Annotated in this window: 24 protein-coding genes; 18 read left to right on the top strand and 6 right to left on the bottom strand. The window is 72.1% G+C overall.

What is annotated here, in order from left to right:
• Positions 1–178: 178 nt before the first annotated feature.
• The 4 genes from OG251_RS07345 to OG251_RS07330 all read left to right on the top strand — a co-directional run bounded on the left by OG251_RS07345 (position 179) and on the right by OG251_RS07330 (position 5,484).
• Positions 179–1,270 carry a quaternary amine ABC transporter ATP-binding protein gene (locus OG251_RS07345; RefSeq protein WP_326676391.1) on the top strand — a complete coding sequence of 364 codons (1,092 nt, stop codon included), beginning with the start codon at positions 179–181 and terminating at the stop codon, positions 1,268–1,270.
• A complete protein-coding gene (locus tag OG251_RS07340; RefSeq protein ID WP_326676390.1) occupies positions 1,263–3,899 on the top strand; it encodes an ABC transporter permease/substrate binding protein in 2,637 nt (878 codons plus the stop codon). Before OG251_RS07345 ends, OG251_RS07340 begins: the two co-directional genes overlap by 8 nt.
• Positions 3,900–4,080: 181 nt before the next feature.
• Positions 4,081–4,626, top strand: coding sequence for a helix-turn-helix domain-containing protein (locus tag OG251_RS07335; RefSeq protein WP_073729260.1), 546 nt, complete (start codon positions 4,081–4,083; stop codon positions 4,624–4,626).
• Between the two features lie 150 nt (positions 4,627–4,776).
• Complete coding sequence (locus OG251_RS07330) at positions 4,777–5,484, top strand: helical backbone metal receptor (RefSeq protein WP_326676389.1); 708 nt, start codon at positions 4,777–4,779, stop codon at positions 5,482–5,484.
• Here the strand turns inward: OG251_RS07330 and OG251_RS07325 are convergent.
• Positions 5,423–6,598 carry a TDT family transporter gene (locus tag OG251_RS07325; RefSeq protein WP_326676388.1) on the bottom strand — a complete coding sequence of 392 codons (1,176 nt, stop codon included), beginning with the start codon at positions 6,596–6,598 and terminating at the stop codon, positions 5,423–5,425. The two genes, OG251_RS07330 and OG251_RS07325, sit on opposite strands and share 62 nt — an antisense overlap.
• Before the next feature lie 70 nt (positions 6,599–6,668).
• Here OG251_RS07325 and OG251_RS07320 point away from each other — a divergent pair, with 70 nt between their 5' ends.
• The gene (locus OG251_RS07320) at positions 6,669–7,607 is read left to right on the top strand and encodes a LysR family transcriptional regulator (RefSeq protein WP_326676387.1); all 939 of its coding nucleotides are present in this window, start codon (positions 6,669–6,671) and stop codon (positions 7,605–7,607) included.
• Between the two features lie 144 nt (positions 7,608–7,751).
• On the opposite strand, the gene OG251_RS07315 is transcribed toward OG251_RS07320, so the two are convergent.
• Both OG251_RS07315 and OG251_RS07310 read right to left on the bottom strand, forming a co-directional pair.
• Positions 7,752–8,498 (bottom strand): gamma-glutamyl-gamma-aminobutyrate hydrolase family protein, encoded by a 747-nt coding sequence (locus tag OG251_RS07315; RefSeq protein ID WP_326676386.1) that lies wholly within the window; start codon positions 8,496–8,498, stop codon positions 7,752–7,754.
• Between the two features lie 108 nt (positions 8,499–8,606).
• Positions 8,607–9,344 carry a FadR/GntR family transcriptional regulator gene (locus tag OG251_RS07310; RefSeq protein WP_442818311.1) on the bottom strand — a complete coding sequence of 246 codons (738 nt, stop codon included), beginning with the start codon at positions 9,342–9,344 and terminating at the stop codon, positions 8,607–8,609.
• A gap of 74 nt (positions 9,345–9,418) precedes the next feature.
• On the opposite strand from OG251_RS07310, the gene OG251_RS07305 reads away from it, so the two are divergent.
• The 4 genes from OG251_RS07305 to OG251_RS07290 are packed head-to-tail and all read left to right on the top strand — an operon-like array spanning position 9,419 to position 14,010.
• The gene (locus OG251_RS07305) at positions 9,419–10,780 is read left to right on the top strand and encodes a glutamine synthetase family protein (protein WP_326676384.1); all 1,362 of its coding nucleotides are present in this window, start codon (positions 9,419–9,421) and stop codon (positions 10,778–10,780) included.
• Positions 10,781–10,827: 47 nt separating this feature from the next.
• Positions 10,828–12,213 (top strand): aldehyde dehydrogenase family protein, encoded by a 1,386-nt coding sequence (locus OG251_RS07300; protein ID WP_442818414.1) that lies wholly within the window; start codon positions 10,828–10,830, stop codon positions 12,211–12,213.
• Positions 12,214–12,219: 6 nt separating this feature from the next.
• Entirely contained in the window at positions 12,220–13,008 is a 789-nt protein-coding gene (locus OG251_RS07295) for a 3-oxoacyl-ACP reductase (RefSeq protein ID WP_326676383.1), read from the top strand.
• Positions 13,009–13,050: 42 nt separating this feature from the next.
• Positions 13,051–14,010, top strand: coding sequence for a DUF2510 domain-containing protein (locus OG251_RS07290; RefSeq protein ID WP_326676382.1), 960 nt, complete (start codon positions 13,051–13,053; stop codon positions 14,008–14,010).
• Between the two features lie 104 nt (positions 14,011–14,114).
• Here the strand turns inward: OG251_RS07290 and OG251_RS07285 are convergent, their stop codons facing one another.
• The gene (locus OG251_RS07285) at positions 14,115–15,317 is read right to left on the bottom strand and encodes an amino acid deaminase/aldolase (RefSeq protein WP_326676381.1); all 1,203 of its coding nucleotides are present in this window, start codon (positions 15,315–15,317) and stop codon (positions 14,115–14,117) included.
• Between the two features lie 788 nt (positions 15,318–16,105).
• Between OG251_RS07285 and OG251_RS07280 the strand changes: the two genes are divergently transcribed.
• Positions 16,106–17,014, top strand: a complete 909-nt coding sequence (locus OG251_RS07280; protein ID WP_385896626.1) for a hypothetical protein — start codon at positions 16,106–16,108, stop codon at positions 17,012–17,014.
• On the top strand, positions 17,011–18,189 hold the full coding sequence (gene mycP, locus OG251_RS07275) for a type VII secretion-associated serine protease mycosin (protein ID WP_326676380.1): 1,179 nt from the start codon (positions 17,011–17,013) through the stop codon (positions 18,187–18,189). Before OG251_RS07280 ends, mycP begins: the two co-directional genes overlap by 4 nt.
• On the opposite strand, the gene OG251_RS07270 is transcribed toward mycP, so the two are convergent.
• On the bottom strand, positions 18,173–18,916 hold the full coding sequence (locus OG251_RS07270; protein WP_326676379.1) for a serine hydrolase: 744 nt from the start codon (positions 18,914–18,916) through the stop codon (positions 18,173–18,175). The two genes, mycP and OG251_RS07270, sit on opposite strands and share 17 nt — an antisense overlap.
• Before the next feature lie 305 nt (positions 18,917–19,221).
• On the opposite strand from OG251_RS07270, the gene OG251_RS07265 reads away from it, so the two are divergent.
• Positions 19,222–19,950, top strand: coding sequence for an SseB family protein (locus OG251_RS07265; RefSeq protein ID WP_326676378.1), 729 nt, complete (start codon positions 19,222–19,224; stop codon positions 19,948–19,950).
• A gap of 101 nt (positions 19,951–20,051) precedes the next feature.
• Positions 20,052–20,765: an MIP family channel protein gene (locus OG251_RS07260; protein WP_326676377.1), complete on the top strand. Its 714-nt coding sequence runs from the start codon at positions 20,052–20,054 to the stop codon at positions 20,763–20,765.
• Positions 20,766–20,865: 100 nt separating this feature from the next.
• Here OG251_RS07260 and OG251_RS07255 read toward each other — a convergent pair whose 3' ends face one another.
• The gene (locus OG251_RS07255) at positions 20,866–21,237 is read right to left on the bottom strand and encodes a DUF1844 domain-containing protein (protein WP_326676376.1); all 372 of its coding nucleotides are present in this window, start codon (positions 21,235–21,237) and stop codon (positions 20,866–20,868) included.
• Between the two features lie 319 nt (positions 21,238–21,556).
• On the opposite strand from OG251_RS07255, the gene infC reads away from it, so the two are divergent.
• The 5 genes from infC (at position 21,557) to OG251_RS07230 (ending at position 25,505) form a co-directional block, all read left to right on the top strand.
• The gene (gene infC / locus OG251_RS07250; protein ID WP_326676375.1) at positions 21,557–22,288 is read left to right on the top strand and encodes a translation initiation factor IF-3; all 732 of its coding nucleotides are present in this window, start codon (positions 21,557–21,559) and stop codon (positions 22,286–22,288) included.
• 120 nt (positions 22,289–22,408) lie between these two features.
• Positions 22,409–22,603, top strand: coding sequence for a 50S ribosomal protein L35 (gene rpmI, locus OG251_RS07245; RefSeq protein ID WP_003970213.1), 195 nt, complete (start codon positions 22,409–22,411; stop codon positions 22,601–22,603).
• A 106-nt stretch (positions 22,604–22,709) separates the two neighbouring features.
• The gene (gene rplT, locus OG251_RS07240) at positions 22,710–23,093 is read left to right on the top strand and encodes a 50S ribosomal protein L20 (protein ID WP_007457565.1); all 384 of its coding nucleotides are present in this window, start codon (positions 22,710–22,712) and stop codon (positions 23,091–23,093) included.
• Between the two features lie 116 nt (positions 23,094–23,209).
• Entirely contained in the window at positions 23,210–24,049 is an 840-nt protein-coding gene (locus OG251_RS07235; RefSeq protein ID WP_326676374.1) for a TrmH family RNA methyltransferase, read from the top strand.
• A 205-nt stretch (positions 24,050–24,254) separates the two neighbouring features.
• Positions 24,255–25,505: a sensor histidine kinase gene (locus tag OG251_RS07230; RefSeq protein ID WP_326676373.1), complete on the top strand. Its 1,251-nt coding sequence runs from the start codon at positions 24,255–24,257 to the stop codon at positions 25,503–25,505.
• The last annotated feature ends 44 nt before the right edge of the window (positions 25,506–25,549 follow it).

The raw sequence follows: 25,549 nt of genomic DNA, 5'->3' as shown, positions 1-25,549 counted from the left end.
CAGAGGTGAGCTGAATCACTCTTGTGTTTGGTGTGCGTAAGTGCGGGCAGGCGCGCCATCGGAGCGGACCACGTCGCATTTTCAACCAATGCGCGTGCAGTGCGGACCGAATCCGCACCGCTCCACGGTCTGCCGGAGGGGGTGGCAGACCGTTTTCGGTTCAACGCGTGAGGTGTATGTGTCAAGGCTGCAAGCCGACCACTTGTACAAAGTGTTCGGCAGACGACCCGATCAAGCCGTGCAGAAACTCGAAAACGGCACCGGCCGCGACGAGCTGCGCGCCGACGGAACGACCGCAGCGGTGATCGATGCCTCGTTCACGGTCGAACCCGGCCAGATCTTCGTCGTGATGGGTCTCTCGGGTTCCGGCAAGTCCACCTTGCTGCGGATGCTCAACGGACTGCTCGACGCCACGGCCGGACGCGTGCTGTTCGACGGCCAGGACCTGACCGCCCTGAGCCCCCGTGAACTGCGCCACGTCCGCTCCTCCAAGATCAGCATGGTGTTCCAGCACTTTGCGCTCTTCCCCCACCGGAGCGTCCTGGAGAACGCCGCCTACGGCCTCGAAGTGCAGGGTGTGCCGCGCGCCGAGCGTGAGCAGCGCGCCGCCCAGGCGCTGGAGCTGACCGGCCTGGCCGGCTGGGAGAAGTCCTGGCCCGACGAACTTTCCGGCGGAATGCAGCAGCGCGTGGGCCTGGCCCGTGCGCTGGCCACCGACGCCGACCTGCTGCTGATGGACGAGTCCTTCAGTGCGCTGGACCCGCTGATCCGCCGCGACATGCAGGATCAGCTGCTCGAACTCCAGAAGCGGCTCAAGAAGACCATCGTCTTCATCACCCACGACCTCAACGAGGCCATGCGCCTCGGCGACCGGATCGCCGTGATGCGCGACGGGCGGATAGTCCAGCAGGGCACCGCCGAGGACATCCTGGTCCGTCCGGCCAACGACTACGTCGCCTCGTTCATCCAGGACGTCGACCGCTCCAGGGTGCTCACCGCCGGTTCGATCATGGAGCAGCCCGAGAAGGGCCGCTCGGACAAGGACCTGATCGCCGGGGCGCCCGCGACCGTGTCCGCCGAGACGCCGATCGCCGAGCTCTTCACGCCCTGTTCCACCAGTGGTGCGGCCGTTGCCGTCACCGGTGACCGGGGTCAGGTGATCGGTGTCGTGCCGCGCGCACGTCTGCTCGCCGCACTCGGCGAGGAACCGCGGGTCGAGCCCGTGGGCCCGTCCCGGTCCGACGTGAGGAAGGTGACCGCCGGTGCCTAGGTTCACCTTCGGTGAATGGGTCGAGGACGCGGTCGACTGGCTCCAGTCGAACCTCACCTGGATCTTCGACGCCATCAAAGCCGTGCTCGGCGGGATGTACGACGGCGTCAACGCCGTCCTCGGCGGCGGTGAGCCGCTGCTGATGGCCGCGATCTTCGCCGTCATCGCGTTCTGGCTGCGCGGTGCGGTTCCGGCCGTTCTCACCTTCGCGGGCTTCGCCCTGATCGACTCCCTCGCCCTGTGGGACGAGGCCATGGCCACGCTCTCGCTGGTCGTCGTGGCAGCCGTCATCACCATCGTGATCGCGGTGCCCACGGGCATCTGGGCCGCGCGGAACAACAAGGTCAGTGCCGCGCTCAGGCCGGTGCTCGACGTCATGCAGACGATGCCGGCCTTCGTCTACCTGATCCCCGGCGTCATGTTCTTCGGCGTCGGCGTCACCCCCGGTGTCATCGCCACCATCGTGTTCGCGATGCCCCCCGGCGTCCGGATGACCGAACTCGGCATCCGCCAGGTGGACAGCGAGCTGGTCGAGGCGGCCGAGGCGTTCGGCACCACACCCCGCGACACCCTGACCCGGGTCCAGCTGCCCCTCGCCCTGCCGACGATCATGGCCGGTATCAACCAGGTCATCATGCTCGCCCTGTCGATGGTGGTCATCGGCGGCATGGCGGGCGCGGGCGGTCTCGGCGAGAAGGTGTACGCCGCGATCACCCAGCTCCAGGTCGGTCTCGCCGCCGAGAGCGGTATCGCCGTCGTCATCCTCGCCATGTACCTGGACCGGATGACCGGGGCGCTCAACGAGCGGGTCTCCCCGCTCGGCCGCCGCGCGGCGGCCAAGATCGCGTCCGGTGCGCGGGGCCTCAAGGTCACCCACTACAAGCCGGGCACCGCGGTCGCGATGATCGGTGTGGTCGTCCTCGCCCTGATCGCCGGCGGGCTCAACATCGCCGGCTCGGACGACGGCAAGAACGCCGAGGCGGGCGACAGCGCGGACGTCGGCAAGGGCCAGAAGATCAACCTGGGCTACATCCCCTGGGACGAGGGCATCGCCTCCACCTTCCTCTGGAAGGAGCTCCTGGAGCAGCGCGGCTACACAACCGACATCAAGCAGCTCGACGCCGGTCCGCTCTACTCCGGCGTCGCCCGCGGGGACATCGACTTCCAGACGGACTCCTGGCTGCCGACCACCCACAAGGACTACTGGGACAAGTACAGCTCCAAGATCGACGACCTCGGTTCGTGGTACGGGCCGACGTCGCTGGAGCTGACCGTTCCCTCGTACGTCAAGGGCATCGACTCGCTCGATGACCTCAAGGGCCAGGGCAAGAAGTTCAACGGCAAGATCATCGGCATCGAGGCCAGTGCCGGGATGATGGGCACCCTCAACAAGAAGGTGCTCAAGGAGTACGGCCTGGAGGGCGAGTACAAGGTCGTCTCCTCCAGCACGTCCTCGATGCTGGCCGAGCTGAACGCCTCCATCAAGAAGAAGGAGCCGGTCGTGGTGACCCTGTGGTCGCCGCACTGGGCCTACGGCAAGCACGACCTGAAGAAGCTCAAGGACCCCAGGGGCGCCTGGGGCAAGGGCGAGAACGTACACACCGTCGCCCACAAGGGCTTCGCCAAGAAGGCGCCGCCGGTCGCCGAGTGGCTGAAGAAGTTCAAGCTCACCGAGGAGCAGCTCACCAGCCTGGAGAACGAGATCCAGACCGCCGGTCAGGGCAAGGAGCAGGACGGCGTACGCGCCTGGCTCAAGAAGTCCCCCGGCCTCGTCGACAAGCTCGCCCCGCTGCCCAAGGGCGCCGGTGGCGCCCAGCAGCAGGGCAAGGACGCGGGCAAGACCGTCAACATGGGCTACTTCCCGTGGGACGAGGCCATCGCGAGCACGTACCTGTGGCAGAACATGCTGGAGGACCGCGGCTACCGGACGACCGTCAAGCAGCTCGACCCCGGACCGCTCTACACGGGGCTCGCGCAGGGCCAGATGGACGTCCAGTTCGACTCCTGGCTGCCGACGACGCACAAGGTCTACTGGGACAAGTACAAGGACAACCTCACCGACCTCGGTTCGTGGTACGGGCCGACGTCGCTGGAGCTGACCGTTCCCTCGTACGTCAAGGGCATCGACTCGCTCGATGACCTCAAGGGCCAGGGCAAGAAGTTCAACGGCAAGATCATCGGCATCGAGTCGAGCGCCGGGATGATGGGCACCCTCAACGACAAGGTGCTCAAGGAGTACGGCCTGGAGGGCGAGTACAAGGTCGTCTCCTCCAGCACGTCCTCGATGCTGGCCGAGCTGAACCGCTCGATCAAGAAGAAGGAGCCGGTCGTGGTGACCCTGTGGTCGCCTCACTGGGCCTACGGCAAGCACGACCTGAAGAAGCTCAAGGACCCCAGGGGCGCCTGGGGCAAGGGCGAGGAGATCCACACGGTCGCCAAGAAGGACTTCGCGAAGGACTTCCCGGAGCTGACCGGCTGGCTGAAGGACTTCAAGCTCAGTGAGGAGCAGCTGGCCTCGCTGGAGGTGGAGATCCAGAAGGGCGGCGCGGGCAAGGAGAAGGAGTCCGCCCGTCGCTGGATGGACGCCAACCCCGACGTGGTGGAGAAGCTGACGCCCGTCGGCAGCTGATCTCGGCGCCTCGTCAACGAGGGGGACGGTCCCGGTGTCGCACCGGGGCCGTCCCCTTCGGCATGGCCGAAAGAACGCCCCGGGGAGGTTTCCCGCTTCTTCGCCCGTGCTCCATCTCGGCAAACGATGTGCGTAGTGTGCTGGCAACCGGGAGGATGGCCAGGCGGGAGGGAGCCCGGACATGGACGAGAAGGAAGCACCGCGAGTGGGTGCCGCGGTCCGCCGACGGCGCAGAACCCTGGGGCTGACGCTGGCCTCGGTCGCCGCGCGCAGCGGACTGTCCGTGCCTTTCCTGAGCCAGATCGAGAACGAGCGCGCCCGCCCCAGTCCCCGGTCCCTGGACCGCGTCGCCGAAGCGCTGGAGACCACGACCGCGCGGCTGCGCGCCGCCGCCGACTCGGCACGCTCGGTGGACGTCGTACGGGCGGGTGAGGGCGACGGGGTACGCCGCGTGGTGCGCGGCCGCCACCAGCTCAGCGCCCTGGAGTTCACCGGCGAGCAGGACCTCGGGCGCGAGTTCCAGCACCGGAACGACGAGGTGATGTACGTCGTCGAGGGCGCCGCCGAAGTGGAGGCCGAGGGGCAGGCGTACCGGCTGGAGCGCGGCGACACGCTCTTCCTGTCCGGCGGCGTACGGCACCGCTGGCGCGCCACCGTGCCGGAGACCCGGCTCCTGTTCGTCGCGGTGGCCGAGAACATCGACGCCACGTACGACTCCCGCCGCTGACCGCCTCGGGCTGCCGACCGAGGACCGCTGCCTGCCGAAGGCCGCCTCGGGCCGCTGACACAGACAGCCCCGGCCGCTGAGAGCCCGGCGCGGAGGGCCGCGAGCCCGCGCCGCCTCCGCAGCTGCCGTACGTCACCGAAAGGCCCGCCCGTGCGTGTCGTCTCCCTGGTCCCCTCGCTCACCGAGGCCGTCGCCGTCACCGCACCCGGGCTGCTGGCCGGGGTCACCGACTGGTGCACCCACCCGCCGGACCTCACCGCCGCCCGGATCGGCGGCACGAAGAACCCCGACGTGGCGGCCGTCGTCGCGCTGCGCCCCGATCTGGTCATCGCCAACGAGGAGGAGAACCGCGCACCGGACCTCGCCGCCCTGCGGGAGGCCGGACTCGATGTCATGGTCACCGAGATCCGCACCCTCGACGCGGCCTTCGCCGAACTGGAACGCGTCCTGGTCACCGGGTGCGGCCTCGCCCGGCCCCGCTGGCTGGACGAGGCCGAGGCCGCCTGGGCGGCGCTCCCGTCGCCGGGGACTCCGCGCCCCGCGATCGTGCCCGTCTGGCGCAGACCGTGGATGGTGCTGGGCCGCGAAACGTTCGCCGGTGATCTGCTGGCCCGACTCGGGGTGCGCAATGTCTACGCGGACCATGCCGAGCGCTATCCCCGTATCCCGCTCGCCGAGCTGAACGCGGCCGGAGCCGAACTGGTCGTGCTGCCCGACGAGCCGTACCGCTTCACCGCCGACGACGGACCCGAGGCGTTCCCCGCGCTGCCCGCCGCACTCGTCGACGGGCGCCACCTCACGTGGTACGGGCCGTCACTGGCAGCGGCGGCTTCGGCGCTGCGAGCAGCGCTCCGCTGACCAGCCCGCGCAGCGTGCGCGTCCCGGCCACGGCCCAGGCCGCCACCAGGAACACATACAGCGCGACGGCCGGCCAGGTGAAGACATCGAGACCGGTGTGCCTGGCCAGTCCCGCGACGCCGGTCACGCACGTACCGACCGGGAAGGTGAAGCCCCACCACGTCATCGTGAACGTCATGCCGCCCCGCACCGCCCGGACCACCATCGCGACGGCCAGCGCCAGCCACAGCAGCGCGAACCCCATCACCGGTACTCCGTACAGCACGGCGAACGCACCGAAGGCGGAGGCGTACGGCGCGGCGACCGCACCCGGCGCCACATCGGCCAGCTGATTGACCGCGGTCGTCGACTGGCCCAGCGGCCCCAGCACCAGGAACAGCGTCGGCGTCAGCGCGAGCGGCAGGGGGCCCTGGTGCACCAGCCGGGCGAAGACGACCGGCAGCACGACCAGCGTCGCCAGCAGCGAAATACCGAACATCCCGTAGCAGGCCATCAGCAGCGCCCCGCGCCACTGCCCCGCGGGCAGTTCGGGCACCAGCAGTGCGCCGAGCGAGGCGGAGACCATCGGCGCCACCAACGGCAGCAGCCAGACGGGTGAGGCCGTACCGGGTTCGAGACGGTGGCGTACGACCATCAGGTACGGGACGGCGACGGCGGCGACGAGCCCGACCACCGTGCCCGCGACGAACAGCACCGTGTGGACCGCGAGCGCGGCCTGCTGCCCGATGACGTCCTTGCCGACCACCATGGTGCCGCCGCCGACGGCGAGCAGCGCCATGGACAGACAGCCGTAGAACGGGGCGACGGCCGGATCGAGGAGGTGGGCGCGGGCCTGGTCGCGGTGGAAGATCCAGTGCCCGGTGCGGGCCGCGAGGACGGCGACGAGCAGAAGCGCGGAGAGCGCCCACACGACGGTGCACAGCGTGCGCAGACCCGGCAGGTGCGCGGGGAGCGCGACACCCGCGCTCGCGACGATCGCGGTCCCCATGACGGAGGCGTACCAATTGGGGCCGATGTGCCGCAGGGACGGCAGCCGGTGGGCGGCCGGGCGGGAGGCGAAGGACGACGGGGACTGCGGCTCGGTCCGGGGCTGGGTCTGCGGAAAGATGGCCATGCCACGATTCTTGGCGGCGGCACCGTCCCCCACCAGGGAGTCCGTCTCTATGAGGTCATAAGCTGGCTTTATGCCCAGCGACGCACATGTGCCCCTGTCCCACCGGGTCCCCGACCTCGGGGCGCTGGAGCTGCTGCTCGCCGTGGCCCGGCACGGCAGCCTCGGGCGGGCGGCCCGTGACGTCGGTGTCACCCAGCCCGCCGCGTCCAGCCGCATCCGGTCGATGGAGCGGCAGCTCGGTGTCGCGCTCCTGGACCGCTCCCCGCGCGGCTCCCGGCTCACCGACGCGGGTGCCCTGGTCACCGACTGGGCGCGCAGGATCATCGAGGCCGCCGAGGCGTTCGACGCGGGTGCCCAGGCGCTGCGCGACCGGCGCGACTCGCGGCTGCGGGTCGCGGCGAGCATGACGATCGCGGAGTACCTGCTGCCGGGCTGGCTCATCGCGCTGCGCGCCCAGCGCCCGGACACCGCCGTGTCGCTGCTCGCGGGCAATTCGGCGGCGGTGGCCCGGCGGCTCCTCGGCGGCGAGGCCGATCTGGGCTTCGTGGAGGGCCTGTCGATACCGGAGGGCCTGGACGGCACGGTGATCGCGCACGACCGCCTGGTCGTCGTGGTCGCCCCGTCCCATCCGTGGGCCCGCCGCCGGACGCCCCTCCTGCCCGGGGAGCTGGCCGCGACCCCGCTGATCCTGCGGGAGCACGGCTCCGGCACCCGGCAGGTCCTGGACGCCGCGCTCGCGGTGCACGGCGGGCTGGCCCAGCCGCTGCTGGAGCTGTCCTCGACCACCGCTGTCAAGGGTGCGGCGGAGAGCGGTGCCGGACCCTGTGTGCTCAGCGAACTGGCACTCGGCGAGGAGCTGTCGGCCCGCCGCCTGGTGAAGATCCCGGTCGCGGGCGTACGCCTGCGCCGCCAGCTGCGCGCCGTATGGCCCTCCGGCCACCGGCCCACCGGCCCCGCCCGCGACCTGCTGTCCCTGACGGCGCGCGACTCCCGCCCGCCGGGCGTCTGAGCGCTCCCCGCCGGGCCGGGGCGTCCGGCTGCCGGTGGGCGGGCCGAGCGTGGGATCCGGCCTGCGGTAGGTGTCCTGGCCGAGTGTGGGGTCCGGCCCGCGGTGGGTGTCCTGGCCGGACGGGGGCTCGTGCCTCGTGGCGTGTCAGGCCCGGGCGAGGGGCGGGACCGGGACGGCCCCGCCCCCGTGCCGGTCGCGCCTTGTGGCCGCGGCCGCCACCAGCGCCCGCGTCACGCGCAGGTCGTCACCCATCTCCGGATGCCACTGCACACCCAGTACCCACTGCGGCCCCGGGAGTTCGACCGCCTCGACGGTGCCGTCGGCCGCGTGGGCGGAGGCCGACAGTGACGGCGCGAGCCGGTCGACGGCCTGGTGGTGATAGGTCGGTACGACGGACGCCTCGGCGACCACCGACGCGTACCGGGTACCGGGCACCGGCGTCACCAAGTGCTCGCCGAGAATCCCGGTCGTACCGGGCGGACCGCAGTGCCCGTCGATGTGCTGGATCAGGGTGCCGCCCAGTGCCACGTTCAGCAGCTGCATGCCCCGGCAGATCCCGAGCACCGGGATGCCGGACGCCAGCGCCGCGTCGAGCAGGGCCTTCTCCCAGGCGTCGCGCTCAGGGGCCGGCGGACCGGTACGGGGGTCGCGCTCCGCCCCGTACAGCTCGGGCGCGACATCGGCGCCGCCCGCGACGACGAGGGCGTCCAGCCGGGCCACGGTGGCGGCGGCCCGCTCCGGCGCGTCCGGCGGGAGCAGCGCGGCCAGGCCGCCGGACCGCTGGACCAGCCGCGGGTACGCGGCGGGGAGGACGGCGGCGGGCAGCTCCCAGACGCCCCAGCGGGTCGTGGGTTCCAGATAGGTGGTGATGCCGACGAGAGGTTCGGGCACGGTGCGTTCCCTCCGGTGGGCCGCTGCGGGCGGGCCGAAGCCAATGGTGTCACCGCATACCTTATGGCTCCGGTGTGGTCGTGCAAGTGTCCGTGGGCCGGGGTCCGTTCAGGACAGGAAGCCACGCAGCAGCGCCGCAGTGCCCGCGCAGTGTTCGCGCGCCACGGCGCGGGCCGCCTCCTCGTCCCCGTCCAGCACCGCCCCGACGAGTGCCGCGTGCTGACGCTGGGAGTGCTCCAGGTTCCGCACGAGCAGCGGTATGCAGTCCAGCAGGTCGTTCACCGTGGCCCGGACCGCCGCGTACTGGGCGGTCAGCGTCGGTGATCCGGAAAGTTCGGCCAGTGTCAGGTGAAACAGGGTGTCGTGCCTGCGGTAGTCGGGCAGAGGTGTCTCGTGTGTCGCCGCCAGTGCCGTACGCAGCCGGTCAGCGCCCTCGCCGGTCAGCCCGTGCGCGGCGCAGAGTCCGGCGGCCCCGGTCTCCAGGACCTCGCGGAAGCGCAGGATGTCCTCCATGTCGACCGCCGCCACCCGGCGGCGCAGCTCGTCCCCGCCGGGCGTGCCGGTGCGTGGCGTCACGAACGTGCCGCCGTAGCGCCCGCGTCTGCTCTCCACCAGGCCCTGCTCCTGGAGCACCTTCAGGACCTCGCGCAGGGTGACCCGGCTGATCCCGAGCAGTTCGGCCAGCTCGCGCTCGGCGGGCAGCCGCTCGCCGTCCGCCACCAGGCCGAGCCGGATCACCTGGAGTATCTGCGCCAGGGCCTCCTCGAAGCCGTTGCCCGCGCGGACGGGGCGCAGCACGGGCCGCAGGCGGGCCGTCGCCGGTCTCCCACCGGATTCCTCGATCACGTTCCGCTTCCCTTTCATTCAATGGTTCCATCCCATACCTTAAGGCTCCCGGCCGGCCGATGGAGGAGTATCCCGTGGCAGAGCGAACACCCCCGCTCGGTACCGACGAACTACGCGTCCTCGTCGCGAGCGGCGAGATCGACACCGTCGTCCTCGCCTTCCCCGACATGCAGGGAAGGCTGCAGGGCAAGCGCTTCGCCGCCGGGTTCTTCCTCGACGAGGTCATGGAACACGGCACCGAGGGCTGCAACTACCTGCTCGCCGTGGACACCGACATGAACACCGTCGACGGATTCGAGATGTCCTCCTGGGACCGCGGATACGGCGACTTCGCCATGCGCCCCGACCTCAGCACCCTGCGCCGGGTGCCGTGGAACGAGGCGACGGCCATGGTCATCGCCGACCTCGCCTGGGAGGACGGATCGCCCGTCGTCGCCGCACCCCGTCAGATCCTGCGCCGCCAACTGGAGCGGCTCGCCGCACTCGGCCTCACCGCCCATGTCGGCACCGAACTCGAATTCATCGTCTTCAAGGACACCTACGAGCAGGCCTGGGACCGCAACTACCGCGATCTGACACCGGTCAACCAGTACAACATCGACTATTCGGTCCTCGGCACCGGACGCGTCGAACCCCTGCTGCGCCGCATCCGCAACGAGATGGCCGCCGCCGGACTCACCGTGGAGTCGGCCAAGGGCGAGTGCAACCCCGGCCAGCACGAGATCGTCTTCCGCTACGACGAGGCCCTGGTCACCTGCGACCAGCACGCCGTCTACAAGACGGGCTCCAAGGAGATCGCCGCGCAGGAAGGTGTCGCGCTCACCTTCATGGCCAAGTACAACGAGCGCGAGGGCAACTCCTGCCACATCCACCTCTCGCTCCAGGACGCCGAGGGCCGCAACGTCATGGCGGGCGACGACGGGGCCATGTCCCCGCTGATGCGCCACTTCCTCGCCGGACAGCTCGCCGCCCTGCGCGACTTCACCCTTCTCCACGCGCCGAACATCAACTCCTACAAACGCTTCCAGCCCGGCTCCTTCGCCCCGACCGCGGTCGCCTGGGGCCACGACAACCGCACCTGTTCCCTGCGCGTCGTGGGCCACGGCCGTTCGATGCGCTTCGAGAACCGGCTGCCGGGCGGCGACGTCAACCCGCACCTCGCGGTCGCCGGTCTCATCGCCGCCGGACTCCACGGCATCGAAGAGAAACTGGAACTCCCCGAGGCGTGCGAGGGCAACGCCTACACCGCCGGGTACGAGCAGGTCCCCACCACCCTCCGGGAAGCCGCCGGCCTCTGGGAACGGAGCGAGGTGGCCCGTGCGGCCTTCGGTGACGAGGTCGTGCGGCATTACCGCAACATGGCGCGCGTCGAACTCGAAGCCTTCGACGCCGCGGTGACCGACTGGGAGCTCCGCCGCTCCTTCGAACGCCTGTGAGGCACCCTGTGACCGCCGACCACCACCCCGCCGATGTCAGCGACCCCGTGAGCGCGGACCGGCCCGTGCACCCCGACGCCCATGACGTGATCAACCCGGCGACCGAGGAACACCTCGCCACCGTCGCGGCCACCACCCCCGCCGAGGTCGACGCCGCCGTGGCCCGCGCCGCGTCGGCCCAGCGCACCTGGGCCGCCCTGGCCCCGGCCGACCGGGCCCGTCTGCTGCGCCGCTTCGCGGCAGCGGTCGACGCCGAGATCGAGTCCCTGGCCCGGCTGGAGACGGCCGAGGCCGGTCACCCGCTCGGCAACGCCCGCTGGGAGGCGGGCAATGTGCGCGATCTGCTCGACTTCGCCGCCGGGGGAGTGGAACGGCTCAGCGGCCGGCAGATCCCGGTCCCCGGCGGAATCGACTTCACCCTCCTGGAACCCCTCGGCGTCATCGGGGTGATCGCCCCGTGGAACTTCCCCATGCCGATCGCCGCCTGGGGCGTCGCCCCCGCGCTCGCCGCGGGCAACGCCGTACTCCTCAAACCGGCCGAGACCACCCCGCTCACCGCCCTGCGACTGGCGCGGATCGGACGGGAGGCGGGTCTTCCCGAAGACCTCTTCCAGGTGCTGCCGGGAGCGGGCGAGGTGACGGGCAACGCCCTGGTCACCCACCCCGGCGTCGCCAAGATCGTCTTCACCGGCTCCACCCGCGTCGGCAAGCGGATCATGGCCCAGTGCGCCGACCGTGTGAAGCGGCTCACCCTCGAACTCGGCGGCAAGAGCCCCAACATCGTCTTCGCCGACGCCGACATCGAGGCCGCCGCGGCCGCCGCCCCCATGTCCTTCCTGGACAACGCGGGGCAGGACTGCTGCGCCCGCACCCGCATCCTCGTCGAGCGGTCCGCGTACGACCGGTTCCTGGAACTGCTCGCCCCCGCACTGGCCTCGGTCGTCGTCGGGGACCCCACCGACGAGAAGACCGCGATGGGACCGCTGATCTCCCGCGCCCACCTGCGCCGGGTCCGCGACTACGTCCCCGAGGGCGCGGCGGCCCTGCGCGGCAGCGCCCCCGAGGGCCCCGGATTCTGGTTCCCGCCGACCGTCCTCACCGATGTCGCTCCCAACGCGCCCGTCGCCACCGAGGAGGTCTTCGGGCCGGTGGCGGTGGTCCTTCCCTTCGAGGACGAGGCCGACGCCGTCCGGCTCGCGAACGCCACCGACTACGGTCTCGCGGGCTCCCTCTGGACCCGCGACGTGGGCCGCGCCCTGCGCGTCGCCCAGGCGGTCCGGGCCGGGAACCTCTCCGTCAACTCCCACTCCGCCGTCCGGTACTGGACCCCGTTCGGCGGCTACAAACAGTCCGGGCTCGGCCGCGAACTGGGCCCCGACGCCCTCACCGCCTTCACCGAAACCAAGAACGTCTTCCTCAGCACGGAGGCCTGAACCCGTATGACCACCGACACCGAGAACATCTGCCGCCGCCTGGTCGGCCGCACCGCCGTGATCACCGGAGCGGGCAGCGGCATCGGCCTGGCCACCGCCCGCAGGCTGGCGTCCGAGGGCGCCCACGTCGTCTGCGCCGACATCGATACGGCGGCGGGCTCGGCCGCCGCCGAGGAGGCCTCAGGCACCTTCGTCCAGGCCGATGTCACCGATCCCGGACAGGTCGAGGCGCTCTTCAAGGCCGCGTACGACACCTACGGGTCCGTCGACATCGCGTTCAACAACGCGGGCATCTCACCGCCCGACGACGACTCCATCCTCACCACCGGCCTGGAGGCGTGGAAACGCGTCCAGGACGTCAACCTCACCTCCGTCTACCTCTGCTGCAAGGCCGCCCTGCCCTACATGCGCCGCCAGGGCCGCGGCTCGATCATCAACACCGCGTCCTTCGTGGCCAGGATGGGGGCGGCGACGTCCCAGATCTCGTACACCGCGTCCAAGGGCGGTGTCCTCGCCATGTCCCGCGAGCTCGGTGTGCAGTTCGCCCGGGAGGGCATCCGGGTCAACGCCCTGTGCCCGGGACCGGTCAACACCCCGCTGCTGCGCGAACTGTTCGCCAAGGACCCGGAGCGCGCGGCCCGCAGGCTCGTCCACATCCCGCTCGGCCGGTTCGCCGAGGCGACCGAGATCGCGGCGGCCGTCGCCTTCCTGGCGAGCGACGACTCCTCGTTCGTCAACGCCACCGACTTCCTCGTCGACGGCGGCATCTCCGGGGCCTATGTGACCCCGCTCTGACGGCCCCGCCGCGGCCCCCGGCCCGGACCCTAGAGTGGGGGCATGAGCTTCGCGACACCGCCCGGCTGGTACCCGGACACGGGTGCGCCCGGCACCGAGCGCTGGTGGGACGGCACGGCCTGGACCGTCCACACCCGCCCGCTCGCTGCCGGGCACCCCGAACCGCGACAGCCGGACACGGCACCGTCGTTCGGGCCGCCCCTGCTTCCCCAGCAGCGCACCGGCAGCGGCATGCCCCGCGGCGGCACGTCCCGCGGCCGGGTCCTGGCGGTCGCGCTGTCCGCACTGGTGGTCGTCGGCGTCGCCGTCACCGGTGCGGTGCTGCTGGGCAGGGACGACGGCGGTACGCGGCCGAGTGCGGACCCCAGCGGTACGGCCGCGTCCCCCACGGCCCCGGCCACCGCCTCCCCGAGCGGTCCCGCCCCCGACGGCTCCCCGGCCCTCCTCACCGATCAGCTCAACGGGATCACCCTTCCGGTCCCCGCCGGCTGGGAGAAGCCCGGCAGCACCGTCGAGGACGTGCCCACCATGCGCACCGCCCCCTCCTACAGCTGCCCCGGCGACTCCGGCGCGTTCTGCTACCACGGCACGGTCACCACCCACACCCCGGCCCGTACCGACGCGGGCACCCCCGAGGCGCTGGCCGAGCGGGACATCGAAGCCGCCGCCGACAACGCGTACGAGGAGAACATCGTCGGCGACCGCATCCACGGCGGCATCGTGTCGCACAAGGTGCTGAAGTCCGAGCCGGTGAGCGTGGACGGGCGGACGGGCTACCTGGTGCGCTGGCAGGTCACCACCGGGAAGGGCCCCGGCGGCGTGGTGCAGTCACTGGCCTTCCCCTCGGCGGTGGGCAGCGAGACACCGGTCCTCGTCAGGTTCGCCTTCGACGCGGGCCGCCGGGAGCTGCCGCTCTCCCTCATGGACACGATCACCCGGGGCATCCGTCCGGTGGGCGACAGCGCGACGAGCGGCGGGGTGGGCAGCTCGGTCGCTCCCTGACACGGCCCGCGTGAAGACACGGCCCGCGTGAAGACAGTGCCCGCGCGAAGGCAGTGCCCGCGCGAACGCCCGGAGCCACACCGGAGCCCTCCGGGGCCGCCGGATCAGAGGAAGGTGCGGCCCTCGCCCCGGTACGTCGGTACCGTCGCCGTGATCCGGTCGCCCTCGATCAGGTGCAACTCGTCGAACCGCTCGCACAGTTCACCGGCCTTGGCGTGCCGGAACCACACCTTGTCGCCGATCAGGAGATCGTCCGCCGGGGCGCCCAGCAGCGGAGTCTGCACCTCGCCCGCGCCCTCCTGAGGGTCGTAGCGCAGTCCCTCCGGCAGATACGGCACGGGCAGCCGGTCCGCACCGGCCGCTCCGGACGCCGGATAGCCGCCGCCCAGCACCGTCACCACGCCCACCCCGGGCCTGCGCACCACGGGCTGCGCGAACAGCGCCGCCGGACGGCCGGTGAACGACGTGTAGTTGTCGAACAGCCGCGGAACGTACAGCCCCGACCCGGCCGCGATCTCCGTCACCGCGTGCTCGGCCGCGGTGTGCTGGACGCTGCCCGTACCGCCGCCGTTCACGAATTCCAGGTCCGGCACCACCGCCCGTACCGCCCGCACCACCTCGGCCCGGCGTGTCGCCAGCTCCTTGCGGGCCGCGGACTGCATCAGCCGGACCGCCCGGGAGCGCAGCGGGCGTCCCGCGATCGAGTCGCCGACCCCGGCGACATGACCCTCGTACGCCATCAGGCCCACCAGCCGGAATCCCGGCCTGCGGGCCACCGAGCGGGCCAGCTCCGCCAGCTGGACGGGGGAGCGCAGCGGGGAACGCAGCGCTCCGATCCTGACCCGGCCGCCCAGCAGCCGCAGCGAGGTGTCCAGCTCCAGGCAGACCCGGATCTCCTCACTCCCACCGGCCCGCGCCGCGTCGATCAGCTCCAACTGCGCCAAGTCGTCGACCATCACCGTCACCGCGGCGGCCAGCTTCGGGTCGGCGGCCAGCTCGGCGAACGCGGCGCGGTCGGCCGACGGGTAGGCCAGCAGCACGTCCTCGAAACCGGCGCGCGCCAGCCACAGCGACTCCGCCATCGTGAACGACATGATCCCGGCGAACCCGGGACGCGCGAGCACCCGTTCCAGCAGGGTCCGGCAGCGCACCGACTTGCTCGCCACCCGGATCGGTTTCCCCGCGGCCCGGCCGACGAGATCGTCGGCGTTGGCGTCGAAGGCCTCCAGATCGACCACGGCGATCGGGGCGTCGAGATGGGCGGTGGCCCGGTTGTAACGGGTCCGGTCAGCGGCGCGGGCAGTCATGGCCGCAGCTTGCCAGACACCCGTACCGCTGGGTAGGGGGACGATCGGGGCAGATCCCCCGGCCGCGGCGGCCCGTTCCCCTCGGCGGCCCCCCAGCCCGTAGAGTAAAGGGCACGCGAGGACCAACGGGCCTGCCTGTGACGCTGATCCGCGGGCGGTACGAGGACGTGAACCAGGGGGCGGGCCGGATGAGTACCGAAGCGCAACGCGCTCCCGTGCCGCCCCGCCCGACCACCCCGCCGCCCCACCCCGCGGGACCGCCGCCCGCCGTGCCTCCCACGCCCCCCGCGACGAAGGCCCCGCACAGACCGCAGCGGCAGCCGCAGACACAGCCGACGCGCACACCGGCCCCGCAGCCGCAGACACAGCCGACGCGCGCACCGGCCCCGCAGCAGCGGCCGACCGGCGCACCGGCCCCGCAGCCCCCGCCCGGCGCACCGAACCACCAGGCCCCTCCCGCACCGGCGGCCCCCGTCGCACCCGCGCGCCAGGCCCCTCCCGCGCCCGTCGCGCCCCCCGCGCCCACCCGCCGGGCCCCCGCCGCGCCCCCGCGCCCTGCCACCCCCGCCGTGAACCCGCCCGCCGGACACACTCCCGCCGAGACGACCGCCCGGCTGCGCCCCGTGCCGCCGTCCGCCCCCGGGACCACCGGCCCGCAGACCCCGCCGCTTCCGTCGTCCACGCAGTCGCCGCAGTACCCGCCGGTCGTGCAGTCCCCGCCGCCCGCGCCGAACGCACCCCCCGCCGTGCCGCCGCCTCCCGCGACCCGGCGCAGACCCGTCGGCGCGGTGGACCTCACGCCCCTCCCCGGTACGGCGCCCCGCCCCGGACCGCAGCCCGCGCCCCCGGGCGCGTACCCCGGCCCCTACCCGGTCCCGCACCGCTACGGCTTCCCCGAGACGCCCGTGGAGACCACCACCCGGCTGCGCCCGGTCCGGCCGCGGCACCGGGGCCGGACCGCGGCGGCCGCCGCCTGCGTCGTCCTCGGTCTCGGGCTGATCGGCGGCGCGGTCACCGGCACCTGGCTCACCGGCGACTCCTCGGCCGAACCCGGCACCCGCAGCACCTACACCACGGGCCGGACCCTCTGGCACAGCGTCCCCGTCGACACCCTCTTCCCGCGCACCCTCAAGGGCGACGGCGCGGGACCCGGCGCCGCGGGCCGGGTATGGACGCGGGTCGCGGTCGCCGCCGACAGCGGCTGCGCCAAGGGCCTCGACCCGCTGCTCCTTCGAACACTCCGCCCGGTCGGCTGCGAACGCATGGTGCGGGCCACCTACACCGACGCGACACGGAGCAGCGTCACCACCGTCGGAATGATCTTCACCGAGGCGGCCGAGGAGGGCATGCGCGCGCTCAGCAGCCGCTTCACCGAGCAGCGCCTCGCCACGCGCAAGGACCTCATGCCGCGCACGTACGCCGTCGAAGGGACGGTCGCCGCGACGTTCGGCGACGCGCAGCGCGCCAGCTGGACGGTCCATGTACTCACCGAGGTCCCGGTCGTCGTGTTCGCCGTCTCCGGCTTCGCCGACGGGCGTACCGTCGCCGACCCGCAGCCCGCCGCCGCGGCCATGGCCGCCGGTGCGACGACGCCCGCCGCCCAGGCCGGGCTCGGCCACGAGGCCGAGGGCATGGCCGACCGGGTGGAGCGCGGCCTGCGCAGGACCGTCACCGACCTCACGGAGAAGCCGGAATGAGCCGCGGACACCGTGCCCTCGCCGCGGTCTGCGCCGCCGCCGTCCTCGCCCTCACCGCCGCCGCCCCCGCCCACGCGGACGCCATCCGGGACCAGCAGTGGGGCCTGGGGGCCCTGCACACCGACCGGGCCTGGCAGACCACCAAGGGCAAGGGCATCATCGTCGCCGTCCTCGACACCGGGGTCGACGACACCCACCCCGACCTGGCCGGCGGAGTGCTCCCCGGCAAGGACCTCATCGGCTTCGGCGCCGGGCGGGGCGATGCGGCCTGGGCCCTGCACGGCACCGCGATGGCCGGGATCATCGCCGGCCGCGGCAGCGGCACGGGACGGGGCGACGGCATCCTCGGCATCGCTCCCGAGGCCAGGATCCTCCCGGTCCGGGTGATCCTGGAGTCCAACGACCCCTCCCGCGCCAAGGCCCGCAAGTCCCGCGGCACCGCGCTCGCCGACGGCATCCGCTGGGCCACCGACCACGGCGCCGACGTCATCAACCTCTCGCTCGGCGACGACAGCAAGTCCGCCCACCCCGAACCGGGCGAGGACGCCGCCATCCAGTACGCCCTGGCCAAGGGCGTGTCCGTCATCGCCTCGGCGGGCAACGGGGGAGAGAAGGGGGACCGGGTCTCCTACCCCGCCGCCTACCCCGGCGTGATCGCGGTCGCCGCCGTGGACAAGCACGGCACACACGCCTCGTTCTCCACCCGCCGCTGGTACGCCACCGTCAGCGCGCCCGGCGTCGACATCGTCGTCGCCAACCCCGACCGCAAGTACTACATCGAGTGGGGCACCTCCGCGGCCTCGGCCTTCGTCTCCGGAGCCGTCGCCCTGGTCCGCGCCGCCCACCCCGGCCTCACCCCCGCCCAGATCAAGAAGCTCCTCGCGGACACCGCCCGCGACGCCCCGGCCGACGGCCGCGACGACTCCCGCGGCTACGGCGTCGTCGACCCGGCCGAGGCCATCGAGACGGGGTCCCGGATGCGCCCGGCCGACCTCGGCGCCCAGTCCGCCGTGACCGGTTACCGCAAGCAGTACTTCGGCCCGGGACCCACCCCGCCGGACAGGGACGAGGCCCCGGCGAACTGGCTGGCCCCGGCGGCGGGCGGCCTCGGCGCCGTCCTGCTGAGCCTGGCCGTCGTCCTGTGGCGGGGCCGGAGGCTCACCGGGCGCCGCTGACCACGCCGACCGCGGCCTTCGCGACGGCCTCGACCAGCGTGATGCCGGCCTCCTTCGTCGGCTGCCCGTCACAGAGCACGGCCATCAGACAGTCGCGCCCGCCGGCCCGTACCCTCCCGATGCTGTTGATGTCCCAGAGCCCCGTCGTGGTGCGCGGCATCCAGCCGTTCTTCAGCGCCCACGCGTCGCCCGCCGCGGAGACCCCCCACTGCTGGTCCGCCTCGACCCGCCCCATCAGCCGCCGCACATAGGCCCGGGACGCCCGCGAGAGCACGGACACCCCGGCGGTCCCCTGTGCGGATTCACTGTCGCCGTTCCCGTCGAACACCGCCCGCAACAGCCGTACCTGATCCGCCGCGGTGGTCTGTGTCAGCCCCCAGGCCCGCGCGGCGGCGGTGCCGGTCAGGCCGAGCCGTACGTTCGCCGCGTCGAGCCCCTCCGCGCCCCCCATCACCCGCCAGAGCCTGGTGGCCGAGGCATTGTCGCTGCGCCCGATCATCGCGGCCGCGTACGTCCGCTCGGCGTCGCTCAGCCCGCGCCCCTCGTCCTGGGCCCGCAGCAGCAGTGCCGCCAGGATGTCCACCTTGACGATGCTCGCGGTGTCGTACGCCGCCCCGTCCCCGTACACCGCACCCGTCCCACTGCCGGTGTCCAGCACCGCGACCGACAGCCGGGCGTCACCGATCAGGGGCGCGACCACCCAGGCCAGCTCCGCGTCGAGATCCACCTCGGCCTCCTTTCCCCGCCGCCGGTGCCCGTGTGGCGGACGGTGAGGCGGACGATACGGAGGCCACGGCACCGCGCGAGGCATCCGGCGCGCGACCCACCTGATGCGCGCCCCCGGCGGTCGAACGGTCCGGCAGCACCGCGGCGGTCACCACGGCCCTCACCGCCGCGGGCGCCGGGCGGACCGGGTGGACCGACGGCACAACCCGTGCCGGCACCCGGTCCGGACGCCGGGAACCCCACCGGGCCGCGGCCTGTGCCCGACCTGTCGCCGGGGCGGGAAGGGGCAGGGACTACGCTCGTCCCGTGGCGCTCAAGAACATTCCGGACCCCGGTTTCTCCGACGACGACGGCACGGCCGATCCCGCACTGACCGAGGCGCTCGCCGCCTGGTCGGCGGACCGGACGGCGGTGGGCCCGGTCCTCGAAGCACTTCGGACCGCCCGGCTGCTCGTTCCGGTGGTCGCCGTTCTCGGCGAGGTCGAGGAGGACGAGAACGGGCTTCGCCGCGAGAAGACCAGTGACATGGCGGTCCCCACGCTCCAGGCCGGTGACCGGCGCGCGCTGCCCGCCTTCACCTCGACCGCTTCGCTGGCCCGCTGGGACCCCGAGGCCCGCCCCGTCGCCGTACCCCTGCACCAGGCACTCCAGGCCGCCGCGCACGAGAAGGCCGACACGGTGGTGCTGGACCTCGCCGGGCCCGTCGCGTTCGAGCTGACCGGTCCGGCCCTGCTGGCGGTGGCCGAGAACCGCACCAGCACGGACCCGCTCCAGGACCCGGCCGTCGTCGCGGCGGTACGGGACACGGTGGCGGCCGAGTCCGCCGTGATCCGGGCCCACCTCGGGCCGGGCCCGGCCGACGGCACGCTGGCACTCGTCCTGGCCCCGGACGCCGTGCCCGCCGAGGCGGCCCGCCGCGTCGCCGAAGCCCTGTCGGCCAGCGAGGTGCTGCGGGCCAGGCTGGTGCGCGGCCTCGATCTGGCGCTGCTGCCCGCCGGGGCGGTCGCTCCGGGTGAACCGCTGTTCACTCGCTGATCGCCGCTCTGCTCGACGCGCGCATCTCGCCTCGCACCATGAGAATGAGCGGGAAATCGGATCAAACCGACTGATCTCCCCAGATCTCGCGAGGTGGTTGTATGCAGACGCGGACAGTGGTGTCGGAATTCCTGGGAACGCTGCTGCTGGTCTTCTTCGCCGTCGGATCGGCGGTGCTCGCCGTCGAGTACATCGGAACGGTGGGCATCGCCCTCACGTTCGGCTTCATGCTGCTCGCGCTCGCCTACGCGCTGGGGCCGGTCTCCGGCTGCCATGTGAACCCGGCGGTCACGCTGGGCATGCTGGTGGCCCGCAGGATCGACCTCCGGACGGCGATCGAGTACTGGGTGGCCCAGTTCCTCGGCGCCATCGTGGGTGCGGCCCTGCTCTTCCTGCTGGCCAAGCAGGTTCCGGGGCTGAAGACGAGCGGAGCGTTCGGGAGCAACGGCTACGACGACCGGTCGGCCGTCGGCATCAACCTGGGCGGAGCGTTCCTCGCCGAGGTGGTGCTGACCTTCCTGCTGGTCTTCGTGGTGCTGGCGGTGACCCACAAGGTCGCGGTCATCGGCTTCGACGGGCTACCCATCGGGCTGTCCCTCGCGGCGATCCACCTGGTGGGCATCCCGCTGACCGGCACCTCGGTCAACCCGGCCCGCTCCCTCGGTCCGGCCCTGTTCGCGGGCGGTGCGGCCCTCTCCCAGCTGTGGCTGTTCATCGTGGCGCCACTGGTCGGCGGCGTGATCGCGGCGTACGCGCACCGGCTGACCCATCCGGTGCCGGCCCTGGAGCCCGCGCAGCTCGACGGAACCGCCTGAACCCGGCGCGGACACCCGGCCCCGGCCGGAACGGAAAGCGCGAGCCCGCCGCCGGTGTCACCGGCGGCGGGCTCGCGGGGTGGGTGCGGGGGAGGCGCGGTCAGCCGTAGACCGGGCCGGTGTACTTCTCGCCGGGGCCCTGGCCGGGCTCGTCCGGTACGAGGGACGCCTCGCGGAAGGCCAGCTGGAGCGACTTCAGGCCGTCCCGCAGCGGAGAGGCGTGGAAGGTGCTGATCTCCGTGGTGCTCGCGTCCAGCAGTCCGGCGAGCGCGTGGACCAGCTTGCGGGCCTCGTCCAGGTCCTTGTGCTCCTCGCCCTCCTCGGTCAGGCCGAGCTTGACGGCGGCCGCGCTCATCAGGTTGACGGCGACCGTCACGATCACCTCGACCGCGGGGACCTCCGCGATGTCGCGGGCCATGTCGTCGAAGCCGGGGGAACCGGCGGAATCGGTGCTGGGGGTCGCGTCGCTCATGTCCCACACGATAAGGCCAGGCCCGTACGCCACTGTCCGCGGGAGCCCGTTGCGCGCACCGGTCGGCGCCACTCCGGAGAAGCTGCTAACCTTGTGTAACGACCGGCCGGACATCTATGTGCCCGGCCCACAAGTGGAGGCTCCGATCTCCCACCTGGCTGTCCCTTGAGGACGGCGGGTCACCGGTCAGGTGGCGACCATCGTTCCGTACGGACGATGGAGCCGCCCGATGCGCCCCGCGGTAGACGCGGCGGTGTTCCGGTAGTTCCAGGAGCCCCGCCTGTGTCCCGTCCGGGGCATTTTTGCCGTTCCGGCTCGGTTGGTCTCACGAAACAGACGTTACGCGGCTGTCCGCCAGGCGGTCGCGTGGTGCTACCGAGGAGGATCCATCAGCGCCGAGCCCCGCATCAACGACCGGATTCGCGTTCCCGAGGTGCGACTTGTCGGTCCCAGCGGCGAGCAGGTCGGGATTGTTCCGCTTGCCAAGGCCCTGGAGCTCGCACAGGAGTACGACCTCGACCTGGTCGAGGTGGCGGCGACCGCCCGTCCGCCCGTGTGCAAGCTCATGGACTACGGGAAGTTCAAGTACGAGTCGGCCATGAAGGCCCGTGAGGCGCGCAAGAACCAGGCGCACACGGTCATCAAGGAGATGAAGCTCCGGCCGAAGATCGACCCGCACGACTATGACACCAAGAAGGGTCACGTCGTCCGGTTCCTCAAGCAGGGCGACAAGGTCAAGATCACGATCATGTTCCGTGGTCGTGAGCAGTCCCGCCCCGAGCTGGGCTTCCGACTGCTCCAGCGTCTCGCTTCGGATGTCGAGGACCTCGGTTTCATCGAGTCCAACCCGAAGCAGGACGGCCGGAACATGATCATGGTTCTGGGCCCGCACAAGAAGAAGACCGAAGCCATGGCCGAGGCCCGCGAGGCCCAGGCCGCCCGCAAGGCGGAGCGTCAGGGCTATGCGCCCGACGCCGAGTCCGAGGGTGAGGCTGCTGAGGCTCCGGCCGCAGCCGCCGAGGCTCCGACCGAGACACCTTCCGAGGCGTGATCCTCGGGGGCTGCCATCCAGGCGCCCCCGGGTCCCCACGGAATCCCATAGAGATCTGACGCCCCTGCAGTCCGGTGCCCGCACCGTGAGGGGCGCCACTGACGAGGAGAGAACGGCGCGATGCCGAAGAACAAGACGCACAGCGGTGCCAGCAAGCGCTTCAAGATCACCGGCTCCGGCAAGGTGCTCCGCGAGAGGGCCGGCAAGCGCCACCTGCTCGAGCACAAGTCGTCCAAGAAGACCCGCTCGCTGACCGGCACGGTCGTCGTGGCTCCGGCCGACGCCAAGAAGATCAAGAAGCTTCTCGGCAAGTGAGGTTCGGCCCCCGGTGACCCCGGGGGCACGACCTCGATCACACCGGGACCAATTCGTTTCCGGGCCGTGTGAGGACAACCACGGCCCCGCTACAAGGAGTTAACAAGTGGCACGCGTCAAGCGGGCAGTAAACGCCCACAAGAAGCGCCGGGCAATTCTCGAGGCCGCCAAGGGCTACCGCGGTCAGCGCTCGCGCCTGTACCGCAAGGCCAAGGAGCAGGTCACCCACTCCCTGGTCTACAACTACAACGACCGCAAGAAGCGCAAGGGCGACTTCCGTCAGCTGTGGATCCAGCGCATCAACGCCGCTGCCCGCCAGAACGGCATGACGTACAACCGCCTCATCCAGGGTCTGAAGGCCGCCAACATCGAGGTGGACCGCAAGATCCTGGCCGAGCTCGCGGTCAACGACGCCAACGCGTTCGCCGCCCTCGTCGAGGTTGCCCAGAAGGCCCTCCCGAGCGACGTCAACGCCCCGAAGGCCGCCTGATCCAGGCCGCTCTTCCAGGTATCTGAGCCGGACCCGCAGGCGCACGCCGTCTGCGGGTCCGGTGCGTTGCGCCACCTGATCCCCACCTCCGTACGCAGAGAGGCTCGCCGCCGACCATGGGCACCCCCGAACTGATCTCCCCGCGATCGCCGCGCGTCACCGCCGCCCGGCGGCTGGCCAAGCGAAACTTCCGCGGCAAGGAGCGCCGGTTCATCGCCGAGGGGCCGCAGGCCGTGCGCGAGGCCGCCGGCCACCGGGGCAGCGACGGTGAGCCGACGCTCATCGAGCTGTTCGCCACCGTCGAGGCCGCCGAGCGGTACGGCGACATCATCGACGCCGCCCACGCGGCGGGCGCCCGGGTGCATCTGGCCGACAGCGAGGTACTGGCCGATGTGTCGCAGACCGTCACTCCACAGGGCCTGATCGGCGTCTGCCGCTTCCTGGACTCGCCGTTCGAACAGATCCTCGCCGCGAAGCCCACGCTGGTGGCCGTGCTCGCCAACGTACGGGACCCGGGGAACGCCGGCACGGTGCTGCGCTGCGCCGACGCGGCGGGTGCCGACGCCGTCGTGCTCACCGATGCCTCGGTGGACCTCTACAACCCCAAGTCCGTGCGGGCGTCGGTCGGTTCGCTGTTCCATCTGCCGGTCGCCGTCGGAGTCCCCGTCGAGCAGGCCGTGCGGGGACTGCGGGACGCCGGGGTACGTATCCTCGCCGCCGACGGCGCCGGCGCCCACGACCTCGACGACGAGCTGGACGCGGGCACCATGGGAGGCCCCACCGCCTGGGTCTTCGGCAACGAGGCGTGGGGACTGCCCGAGGAGACCCGTGCGCTGGCCGACGCCGTGGTCCGCGTCCCCATCCACGGCAAGGCGGAGAGCCTCAACCTCGCGACCGCGGCGGCCGTCTGCCTGTACGCCTCCGCGCGGGCGCAGCGCCCGCGCCGTACCGCCTGATCCACCCCGGTCGGCGTCGCCCTCCGGCAGCCCGTGGACGCGGGGCGCGCCACCGGTCACCGACCGATACCGGCCACCGCGTGAGCCGTCCCACCGGCGCACCGGCGCAGTGCGCCCCCGCAGGGTGTCGCCGGCTCACCGACGACTAGTAGGGTGACGAACTCGGGGGCCCACTGCACCGGTTCGAGAGGTGGGGTACGGGAATATGGCTGTCGGTATGAGCGGTCCGCGTCAGGCACACACGGCCGTCGTACGCACTGCCGCGGACCGGGACGGTACGGGTCCGGACGTCATGGACACGGGCGGGGACGGCGCCGGCCGGCAGCTCGGGGAAGCCGGCCGGCACCTCGGGGGGACCACCGGCCGGGAATCCGCCGGAGACGTCCTCGACGACGTCGGTCCCGGCATCGACGCGGACGACCTTCCCGACGGCCTCGTCATCGCCGACGCGAGCGGCCGGGTCATCTGCTTCAACTCCGCCGCCGCCCGGATCACCGCCACCCCGCGCGCCGCCGCACTCGGCCGTTCCCTGGAGCACGCGCTGCCCCTGGAGGACCTCAAGGGGCAGCGCTGGTGGACCCTGACCGACCCGTACGGCGGGCTCGCCACCCGCGTGGGACAGCCCGAGTGCAACCTCCTGCTGCCCGGCGGCCGCGAGGTCCTGGTCTCCGCGCGGTACGTACGCGAGCGGCCGACCGGGCCGGTGCGCCGTGTCGTGGTCTCGCTGCGCGGCACCGAGGCCAGGCGGCGCACCGAACGCAGCCACGCCGAGCTGATCGCCACCGTCGCCCATGAACTGCGCTCCCCTCTGACCTCGGTCAAGGGCTTCACCGCGACGCTCCTGGCCAAGTGGGAACGCTTCACCGACGACCAGAAGCGGCTGATGCTGGAGACCGTCGACGCCGACGCGGGCCGCGTCACCCGGCTCATCGCCGAACTGCTCGACATCTCCCGGATCGACTCCGGCCGCCTGGAGCTGCGGCGTCAGCCGGTCGACATCTCCGCCGCGGTCGAACGCCACATCCAGGCCCTCACCGCGAACGGGCAGGAGCCCGACCGCTTCCTCGTCCGTACCCGGCAGCCGCTGCCCGACCTGTGGGCCGACCCCGACAAGGTCGACCAGGTGCTCGGCAATCTGCTCGAAAACGCGGTGCGGCACGGTGAGGGAACCGTCACTATTGACATTGCCCCCGCACCCGCGCCGGCGAAGAGTGACGCAACAGGAACGGCAGTCACCGTGAGCGACGAAGGCCCCGGCATCCCCGAGGAGTCGATGGGACGCGTCTTCACCCGCTTCTGGCGGGGGAGCAAGCGCGGCGGGACCGGTCTGGGCCTCTATATCGTCAAGGGAATCGTCGAGGCCCACGGCGGCACGATCACCGTCGACCGCGGACCCGGCGGCGGCGCCGAATTCCGATTTATTCTGCCCGTGAGCGCGCCGGCCTACTTGAACTGAGTGGGTCTGCGGAGCGATCGGGCAGCGTGTCGGTGGGCGACGGG

It is taken from the genome of Streptomyces sp. NBC_01237 (assembly GCF_035917275.1).
In the GTDB taxonomy this organism is placed as follows: Bacteria; Actinomycetota; Actinomycetes; order Streptomycetales; family Streptomycetaceae; genus Streptomyces.
The sequence above is the reverse complement of the archived record's forward strand: the minus strand, read 5'-3'. Positions and strand labels throughout refer to the sequence as shown.